The organism is Neobacillus mesonae (assembly GCF_001636315.1).
Classification (GTDB): Bacteria; Bacillota; Bacilli; order Bacillales; family Cytobacillaceae; genus Neobacillus; species Neobacillus mesonae.
In genome coordinates, this window is the sequence record NZ_KV440949.1 from 1,943,973 (window position 1) to 1,958,512 (window position 14,540).

General features: G+C 41.2%; 13 protein-coding genes and 2 pseudogenes. 9 read left to right on the top strand and 6 right to left on the bottom strand.

The genetic code is table 11. From position 1 onward, the window contains the following. Positions 1-60: 60 nt before the first annotated feature. The 3 genes from A6749_RS09415 to A6749_RS09425 all read left to right on the top strand — a co-directional run bounded on the left by A6749_RS09415 (position 61) and on the right by A6749_RS09425 (position 3,199). A complete protein-coding gene (locus A6749_RS09415; RefSeq protein ID WP_066388576.1) occupies positions 61-678 on the top strand; it encodes a TetR/AcrR family transcriptional regulator in 618 nt (205 codons plus the stop codon). 161 nt (positions 679-839) lie between these two features. Next, the gene (locus A6749_RS09420; RefSeq protein ID WP_066388579.1) at positions 840-1,712 is read left to right on the top strand and encodes a YitT family protein; all 873 of its coding nucleotides are present in this window, start codon (positions 840-842) and stop codon (positions 1,710-1,712) included. A gap of 248 nt (positions 1,713-1,960) precedes the next feature. After that, positions 1,961-3,199 carry a dicarboxylate/amino acid:cation symporter gene (locus A6749_RS09425; protein ID WP_066388581.1) on the top strand — a complete coding sequence of 413 codons (1,239 nt, stop codon included), beginning with the start codon at positions 1,961-1,963 and terminating at the stop codon, positions 3,197-3,199. Positions 3,200-3,399: 200 nt separating this feature from the next. Here A6749_RS09425 and A6749_RS09430 read toward each other — a convergent pair whose 3' ends face one another. Then, entirely contained in the window at positions 3,400-4,692 is a 1,293-nt protein-coding gene (locus A6749_RS09430) for a TrkH family potassium uptake protein (RefSeq protein WP_084798053.1), read from the bottom strand. A gap of 285 nt (positions 4,693-4,977) precedes the next feature. Further along, on the bottom strand, positions 4,978-6,345 hold the full coding sequence (locus tag A6749_RS09435; RefSeq protein ID WP_066388583.1) for a dipeptidase: 1,368 nt from the start codon (positions 6,343-6,345) through the stop codon (positions 4,978-4,980). Between the two features lie 103 nt (positions 6,346-6,448). On the opposite strand from A6749_RS09435, the gene A6749_RS09440 reads away from it, so the two are divergent. Continuing rightward, the gene (locus tag A6749_RS09440) at positions 6,449-6,832 is read left to right on the top strand and encodes a glycerophosphodiester phosphodiesterase family protein (protein WP_066388585.1); all 384 of its coding nucleotides are present in this window, start codon (positions 6,449-6,451) and stop codon (positions 6,830-6,832) included. A 62-nt stretch (positions 6,833-6,894) separates the two neighbouring features. On the opposite strand, the gene A6749_RS09445 is transcribed toward A6749_RS09440, so the two are convergent. Beyond that, positions 6,895-8,163, bottom strand: a complete 1,269-nt coding sequence (locus A6749_RS09445; protein WP_066388587.1) for an MFS transporter — start codon at positions 8,161-8,163, stop codon at positions 6,895-6,897. A gap of 356 nt (positions 8,164-8,519) precedes the next feature. Here A6749_RS09445 and A6749_RS09450 point away from each other — a divergent pair, with 356 nt between their 5' ends. Further along, the gene (locus A6749_RS09450; RefSeq protein WP_066388589.1) at positions 8,520-10,736 is read left to right on the top strand and encodes a glycerophosphodiester phosphodiesterase family protein; all 2,217 of its coding nucleotides are present in this window, start codon (positions 8,520-8,522) and stop codon (positions 10,734-10,736) included. Positions 10,737-11,358: 622 nt separating this feature from the next. Here A6749_RS09450 and A6749_RS09455 read toward each other — a convergent pair. Both A6749_RS09455 and A6749_RS09460 read right to left on the bottom strand, forming a co-directional pair. Beyond that, positions 11,359-11,550: a hypothetical protein gene (locus A6749_RS09455; protein WP_066388591.1), complete on the bottom strand. Its 192-nt coding sequence runs from the start codon at positions 11,548-11,550 to the stop codon at positions 11,359-11,361. Between the two features lie 151 nt (positions 11,551-11,701). Further along, positions 11,702-12,652 carry an aldolase catalytic domain-containing protein gene (locus A6749_RS09460; RefSeq protein ID WP_066388593.1) on the bottom strand — a complete coding sequence of 317 codons (951 nt, stop codon included), beginning with the start codon at positions 12,650-12,652 and terminating at the stop codon, positions 11,702-11,704. Positions 12,653-12,916: 264 nt separating this feature from the next. On the opposite strand from A6749_RS09460, the pseudogene A6749_RS28855 reads away from it, so the two are divergent. Further along, positions 12,917-13,009, top strand: a pseudogene (locus A6749_RS28855) (YjcZ family sporulation protein); the annotation flags it as partial. A 71-nt stretch (positions 13,010-13,080) separates the two neighbouring features. Continuing rightward, entirely contained in the window at positions 13,081-13,230 is a 150-nt protein-coding gene (locus A6749_RS09465; RefSeq protein WP_066388594.1) for a YjcZ family sporulation protein, read from the top strand. A 147-nt stretch (positions 13,231-13,377) separates the two neighbouring features. Here A6749_RS09465 and A6749_RS09470 read toward each other — a convergent pair whose 3' ends face one another. Continuing rightward, entirely contained in the window at positions 13,378-13,557 is a 180-nt protein-coding gene (locus tag A6749_RS09470; protein WP_066388595.1) for a hypothetical protein, read from the bottom strand. Positions 13,558-13,981: 424 nt separating this feature from the next. Between A6749_RS09470 and A6749_RS28370 the strand changes: the two genes are divergently transcribed. Together A6749_RS28370 and A6749_RS09475 are read left to right on the top strand one after the other, a co-directional pair. After that, positions 13,982-14,149: a hypothetical protein gene (locus A6749_RS28370; protein WP_161487132.1), complete on the top strand. Its 168-nt coding sequence runs from the start codon at positions 13,982-13,984 to the stop codon at positions 14,147-14,149. A gap of 15 nt (positions 14,150-14,164) precedes the next feature. Continuing rightward, positions 14,165-14,491: pseudogene (locus A6749_RS09475) on the top strand (redoxin domain-containing protein); the annotation flags it as partial. Positions 14,492-14,540: the final 49 nt, after the last annotated feature.

Below are 14,540 nucleotides of genomic sequence, written 5' to 3' on the forward strand. Positions count from 1 at the left end.
CTTGTAACCGCACTTATTTTTAGATATTCTTTATGGTAGAAAGTACAGGAGGATACGGAAATGAAGGAGAAACATGATGTGGTCGACAAACGCCATTTACGTTCCATGAAGACAAAGCAAAAGCTGCTGGAGGCTGCCAGGGAAGTTTTTCTAGTGGAAGGCTTTCAAAAAGCAACGATTTCACAAATGATCAAAAAGGCAGGAATTGGCTACGGAACCGCTTATGTTCATTTTGAAGGAAAAGAAGAAATTTTAATGGTGCTAATGGATGATGTTATGGAAAAATTCTATGACATTGCCGAGGTTTCCTTTTCCCCAAATACAAAGGAAGAAGCGCGGCAGATCATCCTTTCGCAGGCAACTGCTTTTTTAAAAATGGCCGAAACCGAACGGAGCATGATGCAGTTATTTGAGCAGGCCATCGGAATCTCGTCATCGATTGCAGCGAAATGGAAAGCAATCCGTGAAAAATTCATCCAGCGAATTTCACAAGACATCGCATTCGCCCAGAAAAATGGACTGGCCCAAGCAGAGCTAAACCACACGCTTGTCGCTAAGGGCTGGTTCTTCACGAACGAAATGTATCTATGGGAAATCGTCCGAAATGAACACCAAGGCACCGTCGAGGAAATCGCCGAAACCATGACTGCTGTTTATACGGACGGGCTTTATCATTAAGAAGGGCCGGGCAAAAACTGCCCGGTTTTTTTATCTAGTAAATAATCCTCCGTGCTTTGCTAAATCTAAACATTTAGGAGCCGTCATCCCCCTGTTGACTACTAAAAGAGGATTTTTTTGATAAACTAAACTAAGAAAAAGCGTATGAAAAGAGGAATGAAATGAGCAACATTAAAAAGCAGAAGCCCAAAACACTTAAAATAATTTTACGAGGATTGGCCATCATGATTGGGGGTTTTATTGCAGCATATGGCCTAGAAACGGTATTAATCCCAAATAACGTATCTGATGGAGGTGTAACCGGTCTTAGTATTGTTGGTTCCGAATTATTTGGATTACCATTAGGAGCTCTCATTGCCATTATTAACATCCCTTTTATTTGGTTAGGATATCAACAAATCGGAAAAAGCTTTGCTTTTTTTTCGGTTCTCGGAATTGCTTCACTCGCTGTTAGCACCACCCTGATGCATCATATGCCAGCTATTATTAAAGGGGATACCTTACTAGTTACGGTGGTTGGCGGGATTATTCTGGGGTTTGGAATGGGACTGGCCCTGCGTAATGGCGGTGCACTAGATGGTATTGATATGCTGGCCGTACTACTTTCGCGAAAATTACCGTTTGGGACAAGTGATTTCATTCTTTTCTTGAACTTATTTGTCTTTATTTTTGTTTCTACCGTATTCGGCTTTCAAGGGGCTATCCTGTCAGCAATTGCTTACTATATTGCTTCTAAAGTGATTCACATCGTTGAGGAGGGTTTAAGCGGCTCTAAAACCTTTAAAATCATCACCACTCAACCTGAATTAATGGTAGAAACTATACGTGATCGATTAGGTCGAAGTGCAACGTATAATGAAGTTCTTGGTGGATATTCCAAAGAAAAATTCAAGGAAATTACTTGTGTTATCAATCGCTTAGAAGACAGCAAAATTAAAGAAATCATTCATGAAATTGATGAAGGTGCCTTTGTAACGGTATATGACGTAGCAGAGGTTAAGGGCGGGAATTTCAGAAAGCGTAATATTCATTAGTTAAAACCAAATACATTACCAAAGAACACCTTTATTACGAAGAGAAGCCGGGCAAAAACTGCCCGGTTTTTTTGTCTAGTAAATAATCCTAGGATGAAGCACAAGAACCGTCCCCGCGCGTCATCGCCTCCCGTTTTCAAAATATTTAGGATAATATGTGTTTTTTACCTTGACAACCATAATTCACTTTACTATAGTTAGGTAAATAATTAATCCTATAAAACCAATATGAATTAGAGGTGTAATCTGTGAAGCTTTCCACAAAAATAACAGTCAGCTTAGTGCTCGGCATATTCTTTGGTGCAATTTTAAATGTATTTTTTCCAAGCATTGTTCCTACGTTGGATCAATATGTCTTATCACCAGTAGGGAAAGGATTTCTTAGAATTATTCAGTTTGTTGTTGTACCTATTGTGTTTACGTCACTTATCGTAGGATTCTTAAGCATTAAGAATACAGAAAAAGTGGGCCGCCTTACTTGGAAGCTATTAACTCTATATATTTTTACGAACATCGTTGCTCTCCTAATTGGAATAGCCACTGCTTCTGTGTTAAAGCCTGGAACCGCTGTGGGCGATGTAGGTAAAGTCAGTGCCCAGGAAGCACCTGAAGGCCAAGGAATCATCGACTGGCTCATTTCGATTATTCCATCAAATCCATTTGAGGCATTTTCAACGGGAAACTTACTGCAAATTATTTTCACGGCGATCCTTATTATTATTGGATTACGCCTTGCGGGTGATAAAGGAAAAGCATTCCTTTCCTTTATTGAAAGCTTCCATCACATCATTGAAAAAATTACTGTCGTTATACTGAAGCTTTCCCCGATTGGAGTATTTGCCTTAATTAGTTCAGTTATAGCAACGCAAGGGTTTGGTTTGGTACAGAAGCTGCTGATGTACATAATCGGCCTGGTTTTAGCAATCGGCATCATGCTGGCTGCCTATTCACTCATTTTATATGTGTGTAAAATTTCTCCCGCGCGTTTTTGGAAAAGCTTCCTGCCAACCTTCGGGATTGCCTTTGGCACCGCAAGTTCCAATGCTTCTCTCCCGGCCGCGATTGAGAATGCACAGCGTCAATATAAAATGAAAGACGAGATTGCTAGTTTCGCTATTCCTTTAGGGACGGCCTTAAAAAGGGATGGTGCCTGTATTTTACAAGGCTTTAACGCCTTGTTTGTGGCCCAGCTTTTCGATGTCCAATTAACGCCGCTTCTGATTGCAACGATTATGATCAGTTCCATTGTGGTTTCTTTCAGTACTGCTGGCGTGCCAGGGGCGGGAATTATCATGATGTCAACCGTATTAACAGCTGCAGGGCTTCCCCTTGAAGGCATCGCAATTGTTGCCGGCATCGACCGTCTAACCGATGGCTTTAGAACTCTATTAAATGTGTTTGGAAACACAGCAAACGCCGCCCTGCTCGACCAATGGGAACAAAAAGCTTCCGCAAAACCTCTTAACAAGGGGAAAATGACAGCATAAGCAGGTTATGAAAAACCCAAACCCCTTACAACGAAAAAAAACGCTGTTGATGAAAGATCAACAGCGTTTTTATGACTCCATATACCTCGTTGACTTTTTTCGTTCATCAAAGCCGGACAGTCCCACTCTAGGCGGGTAAATAAATGTTTAGTTAGCTACCCTTTCCCACATAGCTAAATAATATATATTTACTTTTACACTTATCCGATGAGGATTTTTTCTTCCGCGTAACGGATTTTTGATACTTTGTTGGAACGAATGGCAAGGGCAAAGGCCATTGTTAGGGGGCCCACTCTTCCGATAAACATCATGATGGTGATTAAAATACGTCCCATATGGCTTAAATCACCAGTTAATCCTGTACTAAGTCCAACGGTTCCAAAGGCAGAAACGGTTTCGAATATGATGGCCGTTACATCTGCTCCTCTTTCGGTGATCGTAAGGGAAAAGAAAATAATGAAAATAAAAATCATACTTGATACCGCGATTGATAAAGCCCTAAATACTTGTGAAGCGGGGACTCTCCGTTTAAATACATTAATATCTTGCTTGTTCGTTAAAACCGACCATAGAGCGAGAAGCAATAGAGCAAACGTTGTCACTTTAATTCCCCCGCCTGTTGAGCCAGGCGATGCGCCAATAAACATCAATCCTACCATAAGGACAAGGGAACTAGGTGTCATTTGTCCAATATCAATAGTATTAAAGCCAGCGGTACGAGTAACGACTCCCTGAAAATAAGCAGCCCACCATTTTTCTGTTGTTCCCAAGCTCCCTAAAGTAGCAGGATTGTTATATTCTAATGCAAAAATAATCAATGTACTTACTACATTCAGAATTAATGTAACGGTTAAAACAATTTTAGTGTGAAGGGAAAATTTAAATATATTCCTCTTTTCAAAAATGTCTGCAACTACAAAAAAACCGACCCCGCCTATGATAAATAAGGAAGTAATCACAAGATTGACAGTCGGATCACCGACCCACTTGCTCAAATTATCTGGTTCAAGCCCAAATCCCGCATTGTTAAAGGCAGAAATAGAATGGAATATTCCATAATAAATAGCTTTCCCCATACTCATTTCCTGTGACCATCTTATCGCTAAAAAAATGGCACCAATAGCTTCTACAATTAACGTAATAACAATTACCTTTTGAACAAGCTTGATGATTCCTTGCAATGAAAAAGCATTCATTGACTGTTGAAGCAGAAGTCTTTGCTTAAACCCAATCCTTTTCCCCAATAAGATAAAAGTAAGAATTCCACTCGTCATAAATCCCCAGCCGCCCAGTTGAACAAGGAGAAGTAAAACGATTTGACCGAACAAAGTAAATGTCGTTCCAGTATCGACTACCCCAAGCCCTGTAACACAAACAGCAGAAGTTGCTTCAAATAAAGCATCAATGAAATTGAGATGATGCCTATCCTTTGTCGCAGCGGGAATCATAAATAAACACGTCCCCAAAAAGATTAATGCCATAAAACCCAGCATTAGTACGTGTGCCGGGTTAAGCTGAATGGTCTTATATTGATTAACTTTTTTAAATAGCTTCAAAATGTTCACCTTCAATGGCACAATTTTCTTTTTATCATATTCCCTTTTTGATTCTTCTTCAAGCTAACTTTTTTCTTGGTTTCAACATGATTATTCCCAAAGAAGAATAAACGCTAGGAATGACCCTAGCGTTTTTTCTACAGCTATTGAATGGTTTTATTATTATCAAAAGGGATCCTTCACTTTTTCCACAGTAACGTAACTGCTTATGCTGTCAATCCCTCATGATTTCAACTGTTCTAAAAAAGAACAAATCGTTAAAATGCCTTTATCAAAGTTTTCTAAGTTAAAATGTTCATTAGGCGCATGAAGATTCTCGTCTGGCAGACCGAATCCCATTAAAACAACAGGTGCATTCAGGGATTGATTGAAATCCGACACAATCGGAATTGAGCCGCCTTCCCGCTTGTAAACAGGTGATTTTTCGTATACGTCTTGGTATGCTTCGGCTGCTTTTTGAATCATCGGACTGTCGATCGGCGTTAAAAATGGATTGCCCGTATCCCCTAGAGACACGCTAACCGTGCAGCCTTGTGGCGCCTGTTCTTCCAGATGTCTTTTGATCAAATCCTGAATCTTTTCAGGGTTTTGATTATTGACCAGACGGCAGGTTATTTTCGCATGCGCTTCGTTCGGGATGACCGTTTTAGTACCTTCCCCCTGAAATCCTCCCCATAAACCGTTCATCTCTAATGTTGGACGGGAACTAATTCTTTCTGGGTAAGGTACATTGTGTTCCCCGCCCGTCAAATCCGTTAATCCTAGCTGTTGCTTTAGCTTTTCTTCATCAAATCCCAATGCTTGAATTTGTTCCTTTTCAAATTCAGTTAGTTCAAGGACATCATCATAAAAATGGGCAACATTTACCTTTCCGTTTGAATCATGAAGGGTGGACAACAGCTGTACCAATAAATGATTGGCGTTCTGAACTCCACCGCCAAACATACCAGAGTGCAAATCCGTATTAGCCGTTTTTAAGGAAACTTCCAGTGCACATAGACCTCTTAAAGAATAGGTGATCGCAGGAACCCCTCTATCCCACATATCAGAATCAGAAATCACCACTACATCACAGGATAATTTTTCATTATTTTCGGCTAAAAACTGCGGCAGATGAGGACTTCCAATCTCTTCTTCTCCTTCAATACAAAATTTCACGTTAACGGGCAGTTTTCCTTCTGATTCTAATAAGGTTTCCACGGCTTTGATATGTAAAAACATCTGGCCTTTGTCGTCTGTTGCTCCTCTCGCAAAAATCTTCTCATCACGGATGGTCGGTTCAAACGGCGGGGTCTCCCATAAATGAACAGGGTCAACAGGCTGTACATCATAATGACCGTAGACTAAGACCGTCGGAGCATTCTCCTGATGAAGCCAGTCGGCGTAAATAATCGGATGACCTTTTGTCTGGACAACTTCTGCATGTTCCATGCCAATATTTTTTAATTTATCGGCTATCCATGAAGCAGCTTGTTGAACGTCCTCTTTATGCTCCGATAAGGAACTAATGCTGGGAATCCGGAGCAATTCTTTTAATTCTTCCACATTTTGATCATGGTTGTTGGATACAAACTCAGCGTATCGACTCATTTAATCACCTTTTCTCTTTTATTATCCAATCTTATTTTATACATAATAGTGGTTTGAATACTTCCTAAACATCCTGAATGTTATCAATCTATCAATAAATATTTTGTCGGTTTCAGCTGCTGCTCCATATGCCGTTTTGGCGAAACCAATTGAAATCACGGCTACTGACAATGGACAATCATCATTAAAGCCCCTTACTTCTGATGTTGCGATTATTGCCCACCGGGGGACCTCCGCATATGGCCCGGAACATACACTTACTGCCTACAAGCAGGCCATCACCATGGAGGCCGATTATGTCGAATTCGATTTACAAATGACCAAGGATGGCGAGCTGATTGCCATCCTTGTTGAAACACTGGCACGGACAACTAATGCCAAGGAACTTTACCCAAACCGCGCACCATGGAAGGTAAAGGATTTTACTCTTAACGAAATCAAACGTCTTGATGCCGGCTTATGGTTTAATAAAGCATACGCGGAATAAAACTGCCCGGATTTTTTTGTCTAAATATCATTCTAGGATGAGACGCGAGAACCATCCCCTTCTCATTGTCCACTTGTTATATTATGCCTATCATACAGGTCTGTTGGCTTGGAGAATGATAGACTTTGCGGTAATGTGATGGATGCTAAGCTGGCAAGAAGCGCGAGGATGCCCGCGGCACTGAACGATAATAGGTGTGTTCCAAACACTTCGTACCCCCAGCCACCCAAAAACGAACCGATGGCTGCTCCAACTTGATGCCCGATAAAATACGCCAATCCATTTAAAATTGCTAATAACCGTACTCCATATAAATCACCTAAAATTGCCGTGGACATGGCGACGGAACCGGACCATGCCAATCCCCCAATAAAGGATACAAGAAAGAGCTGCCAAGTAGCCGCCGAAAAAACAAGACCGAAAAATCCCAAGCCTCGGACAACATACACTAAAAACAAAATATTTTTTCGCGGAAAACGGTCGGCGAGCTGCGCCAAGAACAATGATCCAAAGATCGCCACAACCCCAATTATCCCAACTCCAAGGGAAGCTGTCATTGGTGCAAAATGATGGTCCATCAACATTGGGACCCCATGGGAGCCTAATAGATTCATCCCAAATCCACAAGCAAATAAGCCAAACACAATTTTCCAATAGGTTGGTGTTTTTAAAGCATCCTTTAATGTGAGATTGGCAGGGGCAACAGGTCTTATTTTCGCGCCGTCAGCACCTGCTCCATCAGCCTCCTCTGGAACATCCTCCCGCATAATAAAAATCGCCGACGGAAGAACAATGCAGAGGAAGATTGCCCCCAATAATAACAGCGTATTATGCCAGCCCATAAGGCCAATCAACCATGTTTCAACGGGGGTCATAACTGCCAAACCAGCCATTCCACCTGTCGTCAAATAAAAAAGCGCCTTCCCTCGTTGGCGGACAAACCATTTGCTAACAATGGGCGATAAGGTAATACTGCTTAAAAAGGCAAGCCCAATCGACAAGAACACCCCATAAGAAAGGAGAAAGGAAAGCATCCCTTTAGAATAAACCGTCCATACAATCGAAATACATACAATGGCCAGCCCCATCAACAACACCATACGGGTATTAAAAGTTTTTAAAAGAATACCAGCTAACGGCATGCCAACTCCATAAAAAATCATGCCAATGGAAACAATGAGAGAAATTTCCGTTCGCGACAACTTTAAATCATCCATAATGGGATGGATAAAAGGTCCGATTCCCATCCGCATTCCCATTGAAAGCAAAACGATGATGGAGGCAGTAATGACAATATACCAGCCAAAATAGAGGCGTTTAGCTTTATTCATAATGTACACCAATTCCTATTTCCCTTGCGAAACCATAAAATAACACCATTTCACATACCCCCAAAAATTTATAACCATACCCCTTTTAATCAATATTAGCACCGACTATTTGAAAATTACAAAATCTTGGACTGGATTTTCTAGTATTGAGCCTTTTTTAATAAAAAATTTAAAATGAGTTGCAGTGTGTAAGAGATACAACCCTCAACAAATCCGTGGTGTCAGGCACCCCAATGGGACAAAAGCCCTGTTTTCGCCCCATTTACAGACTATTCATACTCTATTAACACGGGCTCAACAATGCTCCTATATTTTTAATATGGTAATACATAAAATTTGTAGGAGATGATGGAAAGATGAAAAAGAGTTTAATTGCTGGTCTTGCTTGCCTGTCTTTGTCGGTTTCAGCGGCTGCTCCATATGCTGTTTTAGCGAAACCAATTGAAATGACGGCTACTGACAATGGACAATCATTATTAAAGCCCCTTACCTCTGATGTTGCGATTATTGCCCACCGCGGGGCCTCCGCATACGGCCCGGAACATACACTTGCTGCCTACAAGCAGGCCATGACCATGAAGGCCGATTATGTCGAATTCGATTTACAAATGACCAAGGATGGCGAGCTGATTGCCATGCATGATGAAACACTAGCGCGAACAACTAATGCTAAGGAACTTTACCCAGACCGCGCACCATGGCGGGTAAAGGATTTTACTCTTGACGAAATCAATCGTCTTGATGCCGGCTCATGGTTTAATAAAGCCTATCCGGATCAGGCCAAACAAGCGTACATCGGCCAGAAGGTGCCAACACTTGAGGAAGCCATTAAATTCGTCAAGCAGCATGGAAATGGCAAAGCCAGCCTTTACATAGAAACAAAAGCCCCCAATGTGTACCCGGGAATGGAAGAGAGATTAATAGAAATCTTGAAAAAAACCAATGTTCTAGATGATGAGAAACTATTGCTCCAATCTTTCAGCGAAGATAGCCTTCGCAAGTTACATAATCTTGTCCCTCATGTAAAACTGATTCAGCTTTATAACGCAAGTATGCTGAAAGGGAAAGATGTTTATCAGGAGATGAAGCGAATCTCAGATTATGCTTCTGGTGTGGGTCCGAGCAAGGAGCTGGTGGTTCCGAAGCTGATGGAAGCCGCTCATCAGAACAAGCTACACGTTCACCCATATACCGTCAATTCTAAGCATGATATGGTATCGCTCCTCTCCCTTGGTGTCGACGGGCTATTCACAAATTTTCCTGACCAATTTGAAAATCTCCTGGACAAGCCGTTTATCTCTCATGGGGTGGCTAGTGGCGATATAACCGATTCTTCCGCGATTTTATGGGCACGGGCAAATGGTAAAGCCAATGTGCAATTTGAAATTTCAACAGACAGCACGTTCAAACACAATACTATTGTTAGAACAAGCGCTGCAGAGGCCAAGAACGATTTTACCGTAAAAGTAGATGTTAACGAATTACAACCAAATACCACTTATTTTTACCGGGCACATGCGGTTTCCAGTAAGTATATGGTAAATGGAAAGTTCAAAACGGCACCGGAGAAAAACAGCTTAGAGCCATTGACAATGGTTTGGGGCGGAGATACGGGCGGTCAGGGAGAGATTCCGCCATTCAAATCATTCGAAGCAATGGCCAAATTAAACCCAGACTTCTTCCTGTTCAGCGGCGACACGATTTATGCCGATAATGCGACACCGGCCGTGCCAAATCCGCCTTCCCAAACGGAAAAGGATTTCTGGGCAAAGTATAAAGAAAATCGTACCGACAAAGGATTACGCAGTCTCCTGCAGAATACTGGAACGTTTGCGATCTGGGATGACCATGAAGTAATCAATGACTTTTCTGGCCCATCCGAACCGCTGACACCAGCTGGATTACAGGCGTTTAAGAACTACTGGCCGATTTCAAATGAACGCAGTGCAGCGGACAAGTTGTATCACAAGTATTCTTGGGGCAATACGATGGACATGATCATCCTAAACAACCGCGGCTACCGCTCCCCGAACACTCAGGCAGATGGACCGGATAAATCAATGCTTGGAAAAGAACAATTAGACTGGTTGAAGCAGCAGCTTCTTGAGTCAGATTCGAAAGTGAAGCTGGTCGCGACTTCTGTGCCAATCTCCGTTCCAACCGGAAAAGCGATGGCGAGAGATGGTTGGGCAAATGGTGATAACGTCAACCCGAATGACCCAACAGGATATGAGAAGGAGTTCAAGGAAATCTCTGATTTTATCATCGAAAAAGGGATTAAAAATGTCTTCTTCGTTACCACGGATGTTCACTTTGCAGAAGTGATTAAATATGATGCCAATCAAGACGGAAAATCGGATTATCACGAGCTGATCAGCGGTCCGATTGGCGCTGTAAAAATTAAACCAGGGACATTGGACCCAACATTTGGTCCAGAAAGATTATATTCTGAAGGAAACTTCTTCAACTTTGGCGTATTACGTGTGGACCCTGCGACAAAGCAAGCCACGGTCGAAATTCAGGATGAAAACGGCAAGGCTCATTTCAAGCATACATTTAAGCTGGAGGATTAAACTGGGAAATTAGAGGTTTTGTACGCGTAAAAAGCATGACTAGCTGATGTGAGAATTGTAGCTTAAAAAATTAAGGCGCCAACCGGTTTTATGGATGGCGCCTTTGAACTCGGGAAACACTCTATGAAGGACATTTTGAACCTGGTTCCCAGCTATTTTGGCCTTCATCGGATTTATGAAGGACATTTTGAACCCGGGTCCCAGCTATTTTGGTCTTCATCGGGTTTATGAAGGACATTTTGAACCCGGGTCCCAGCTATTTTGGTCTTCATCGGGCTTATGAAGGACATTTTGAACCCGGGTCCCAGCTATTTTGGTCTTCATCGGGCTTATGAAGGACATTTTGAACCCGGGTCCCAGCTATTTTGATCTTCATCGGGCTTATGAAGGACATTTTGAACCCTGGGTCAGGCTATTTTGGCCTTTGTCCTAGGATTCTCTTATAGTGCGCAGCTCCTTCATTTTTTTACTCTGACGTGCTTTATTAAGGGATTACAGTACGCAGTTTATTGTTTTTTCAACTTCAGCGCGCTCTATGGAAGTCATAATACGTGTTTAAAGCTGCACTACACTACTTCAATTTTCCATCATTAATTCAGGCACAAAAAAACGGAGAGAAAAATTACTCCCCGTCAGACACTACCACTTCGTATCCAAGCTGTTTTAAGCTGTCTTCGTATACCTCGCGCTCGACAATATAATATGTTTCGGCGTTATCATTCGAAATCACAACTTCACTCGGACTTTTATCCACTTTTGCTTCCATTAAATTTTCATACGGAGCACCTAGTAATTCTGTTACGTCCAGTGCCATCGTAACACCCCTTCCCTTTTGCGAGTGACTTTAGCGAGTTTTTCTAATCGACAGAGTATATATCTACGAGTTGGTGCTATTTATCTTCGAGTTACAAAGAAATATCTGCAACTTTATACGATATATCTGCGATGCGCCCGATACAAGACTTTTAAACCGTAGCTACTGAAGACTCTGGTGTGGTTACTTTATCATAAAACTCTACAAACTTGTCACGTTCGGTGCTGCTGCGGTGGGCCATGGCGACACGTGGGTGTTCGTTAAGAACTCCTGAAATCATGTAAGGAATAATATAGCCCCATTCCCATTTTTGACGCATTTCGAGCATGTGTTTTTCAATGATACCAAGAACCGGTTTCAGTTCATAGGTAGTTTTTGGAATGTAACTAACCAAAAGCTCTGTATTACAATTACCGGCAGCACGGCCCATCCCATAAACGGACGAATCAAGGAATGTCACACCATTTCGCATCGCCGTGATGGTGTTCGCGAAAGCTAACTGCATATTGTTATGCGTGTGAATGCCAAGCTGTTTATTTGGAAGCATTGATTGGAACTTTTTCACTTGATGCTCGATATCGGAAGGGTCTAGACTTCCAAAGGAGTCCACAATATAAACAACATCTACGGGACTTTCCTTCACCATTTCAAACGCTTCAATCAACTGATGTTCGGGAACGCTTGATAAGGCCATGATGTTAAGAGAGGTTTCATAACCCATGTCATGGAACATTTGGACAAGCTCCAATCCTTTATCTACCTCACGCACGTAACAAGCAACTCGAATCATATCCAGGATGCTTTGCTCACGAGGCAGCACATCATTTGGATCCACGCGCCCAATATCGACTAATGCCGATAGCTTCGTGAATTTTTTCTCGGGAATAATTTCCTTTAAAAATTGATCATCCAAAAATCTCCATGGATTAGGCTCTGTGGCATTCAAAAGCTTTGCGGAATTTTTATAACCAATTTCCATATATTCCACGCCGGCGTCATTCAGACCATTATACAGGTCTTGAACAAATTCAACGCTGAAATCCCAATTATTCACTAGCCCGCCATCACGAATCGTACAATCAATAATCTTAGTATGCTTCATGGATCGTCATCTCCCCTTGTTGATTTCTCTCTCTACTTTTGCACTTTTAAGCGCTAAAATAATTGGATTAATATTAACATTCTGAAAGGGTAATGTCCACTGAAAAAATCCAAGTATGCATAGGGATTGTTCTTCTCCATTATTTTATGAAGCAAAAGAACCGTCCCCCATCCATCATTCCTAAAACTAGGACAACAAAAGCCCATTCGAATTGGAACTTTTTTTCATATGATACATTAAATAGAGGAAAAGGAGGCTTATGTCATGGATGGTGTAGCAGGAGCTGGTGCAGGTTTTGCTTTGATTGTTGTGCTGTTTATCCTTCTAATTATTGTTGGAGCTGCCTTTGTTGGCGGTTGTGGTGGATTCGGCGGATATGGCGGGTATATTTAATAATAAAAATTAACTTTACGAAAGGTGGAAATTTTATGTTTGGATACGGTTATGGTGGATACGGTGGTTTTGGCGGCTGCTGCGGTGGTTATGGTTATGGCGGATTCGGCGGCGGCAATTGGTTTGCGCTAATCGTTGTACTGTTCATCCTATTAATCATCGTAGGAGCAGCTTGCTTTTATTAATTAAAAGCAAACACGAAAAAAGCCCTTCATCCGAGGGGCTTTTTCCTTTTGGTAATGGCTTTACCGCAGCGAACGCTAATTAAATCATAATCATGGAGGCAAATGTAGGCGGATATCCACCTGGCTTCCCTATAGTTTATGCAGCTTTCAAAAATCAGGATCACTTTCTGAATCTGTCTCCCCGGCATCTTTCTTATTTGTCAGGTCGAGTATTGCTATTTCTTCAGGCGATAGCTCTGATAGTCTTTTTACATCGGCAAAGTCGATGAATTCAATTAAACCAATTTTCGGAACGTAAATAAAGTTCTTTTTGGATCCGATTAGCATCCTTCCTACACCTCTTTTCCCCTTTTTAAATTAGACGAGCGACCCCTTTTTCCTTGTGACAAATTTGGGAACAATTCGGCCATCCACGGTCACCTTTTTTAAACGAACGTTTATGTAAAAACAGCAGAACCGCATTAAATAACAATCTTTCTTAGCTATATGCCGAAAATTTTGTCAGTCAAACGAACGTTTATTTGAAATTAGCTCCAACCGCATCAATACAATACTTTTAAGTCCATTTAGCCATAAAAAAAGTCGAATCCTAGGGAGAACATAAACTTGTCATTTCCAGCCCTAACTTTAATGAACAGCATACATAACGTAAGAGAATTTCAGAAAAAATCTGGATAGAGTTTTATTAGTTTGTTCATTCTAATAAGGAAAAATGGGGATGAATATAATTTGAATAAGAAAGGAGTTAACAATGCGGCCTATAATTATAGTCTTGTCCTTACTTTCTTTTCTAGTATTATCAGCATTTGGACAAAAGACGATTACCGAACCAATCACTTTATTAAACCACGAACAAAAAGAGGTGACTTTTCCTTTAGAAAAACCAACAGTATTCTTTTTTATTACAACCTATAAATGAACTCTCTGTCAAAAGCAGCTGGTTCAGTTGCATAAAAATAGAAGTAAATTGGCTGGAATGAACGTTGAAATGTTCGTCATTAGCAAAGATTCACCAGAAGAGCTACGCACATTGCACGATAAATTGGAGAAAACATTTGGACATAGTCTCTCTTTTATTTCCGATCCGAAATTAGAATTAATCGAAAAAATGGGAATGAAGAAGAATGGTGTGGCTTATAGAGGTTATGGCATGATGGATAAAGAGGGGAATATTGTTTTTAGCACCAAAAATGACCACTGGGGAGAGCAAATCGAGCAAACCGTTGAAAAGATTAGAGAAGAATATAATAAACTACAATAAAAGTGCAAAATAACGGAAGCTTTCTTGAATAAACAAAACGATCAAACCA

What these genes read in the sequence shown, in the direction of transcription:
- A6749_RS09470 (WP_066388595.1), bottom strand. Translation starts at nt 13,557, where the DNA reads ATGCTAATCGGATCCAAAAAGAACTTTATTTACGTTCCGAAAATTGGT.
- A6749_RS28370 (WP_161487132.1), top strand. Translation starts at nt 13,982, where the DNA reads ATGCGGCCTATAATTATAGTCTTGTCCTTACTTTCTTTTCTAGTATTA.
- A6749_RS09445 (WP_066388587.1), bottom strand. Translation starts at nt 8,163, where the DNA reads ATGAATAAAGCTAAACGCCTCTATTTTGGCTGGTATATTGTCATTACT.
- A6749_RS09430 (WP_084798053.1), bottom strand. Translation starts at nt 4,692, where the DNA reads ATGCTGGGTTTTATGGCATTAATCTTTTTGGGGACGTGTTTATTTATG.
- A6749_RS09460 (WP_066388593.1), bottom strand. Translation starts at nt 12,652, where the DNA reads ATGAAGCATACTAAGATTATTGATTGTACGATTCGTGATGGCGGGCTA.
- A6749_RS09435 (WP_066388583.1), bottom strand. Translation starts at nt 6,345, where the DNA reads ATGAGTCGATACGCTGAGTTTGTATCCAACAACCATGATCAAAATGTG.
- A6749_RS09455 (WP_066388591.1), bottom strand. Translation starts at nt 11,550, where the DNA reads ATGGCACTGGACGTAACAGAATTACTAGGTGCTCCGTATGAAAATTTA.
- A6749_RS09450 (WP_066388589.1), top strand. Translation starts at nt 8,520, where the DNA reads ATGAAAAAGAGTTTAATTGCTGGTCTTGCTTGCCTGTCTTTGTCGGTT.
- A6749_RS09465 (WP_066388594.1), top strand. Translation starts at nt 13,081, where the DNA reads ATGTTTGGATACGGTTATGGTGGATACGGTGGTTTTGGCGGCTGCTGC.
- A6749_RS09420 (WP_066388579.1), top strand. Translation starts at nt 840, where the DNA reads ATGAGCAACATTAAAAAGCAGAAGCCCAAAACACTTAAAATAATTTTA.
- A6749_RS09415 (WP_066388576.1), top strand. Translation starts at nt 61, where the DNA reads ATGAAGGAGAAACATGATGTGGTCGACAAACGCCATTTACGTTCCATG.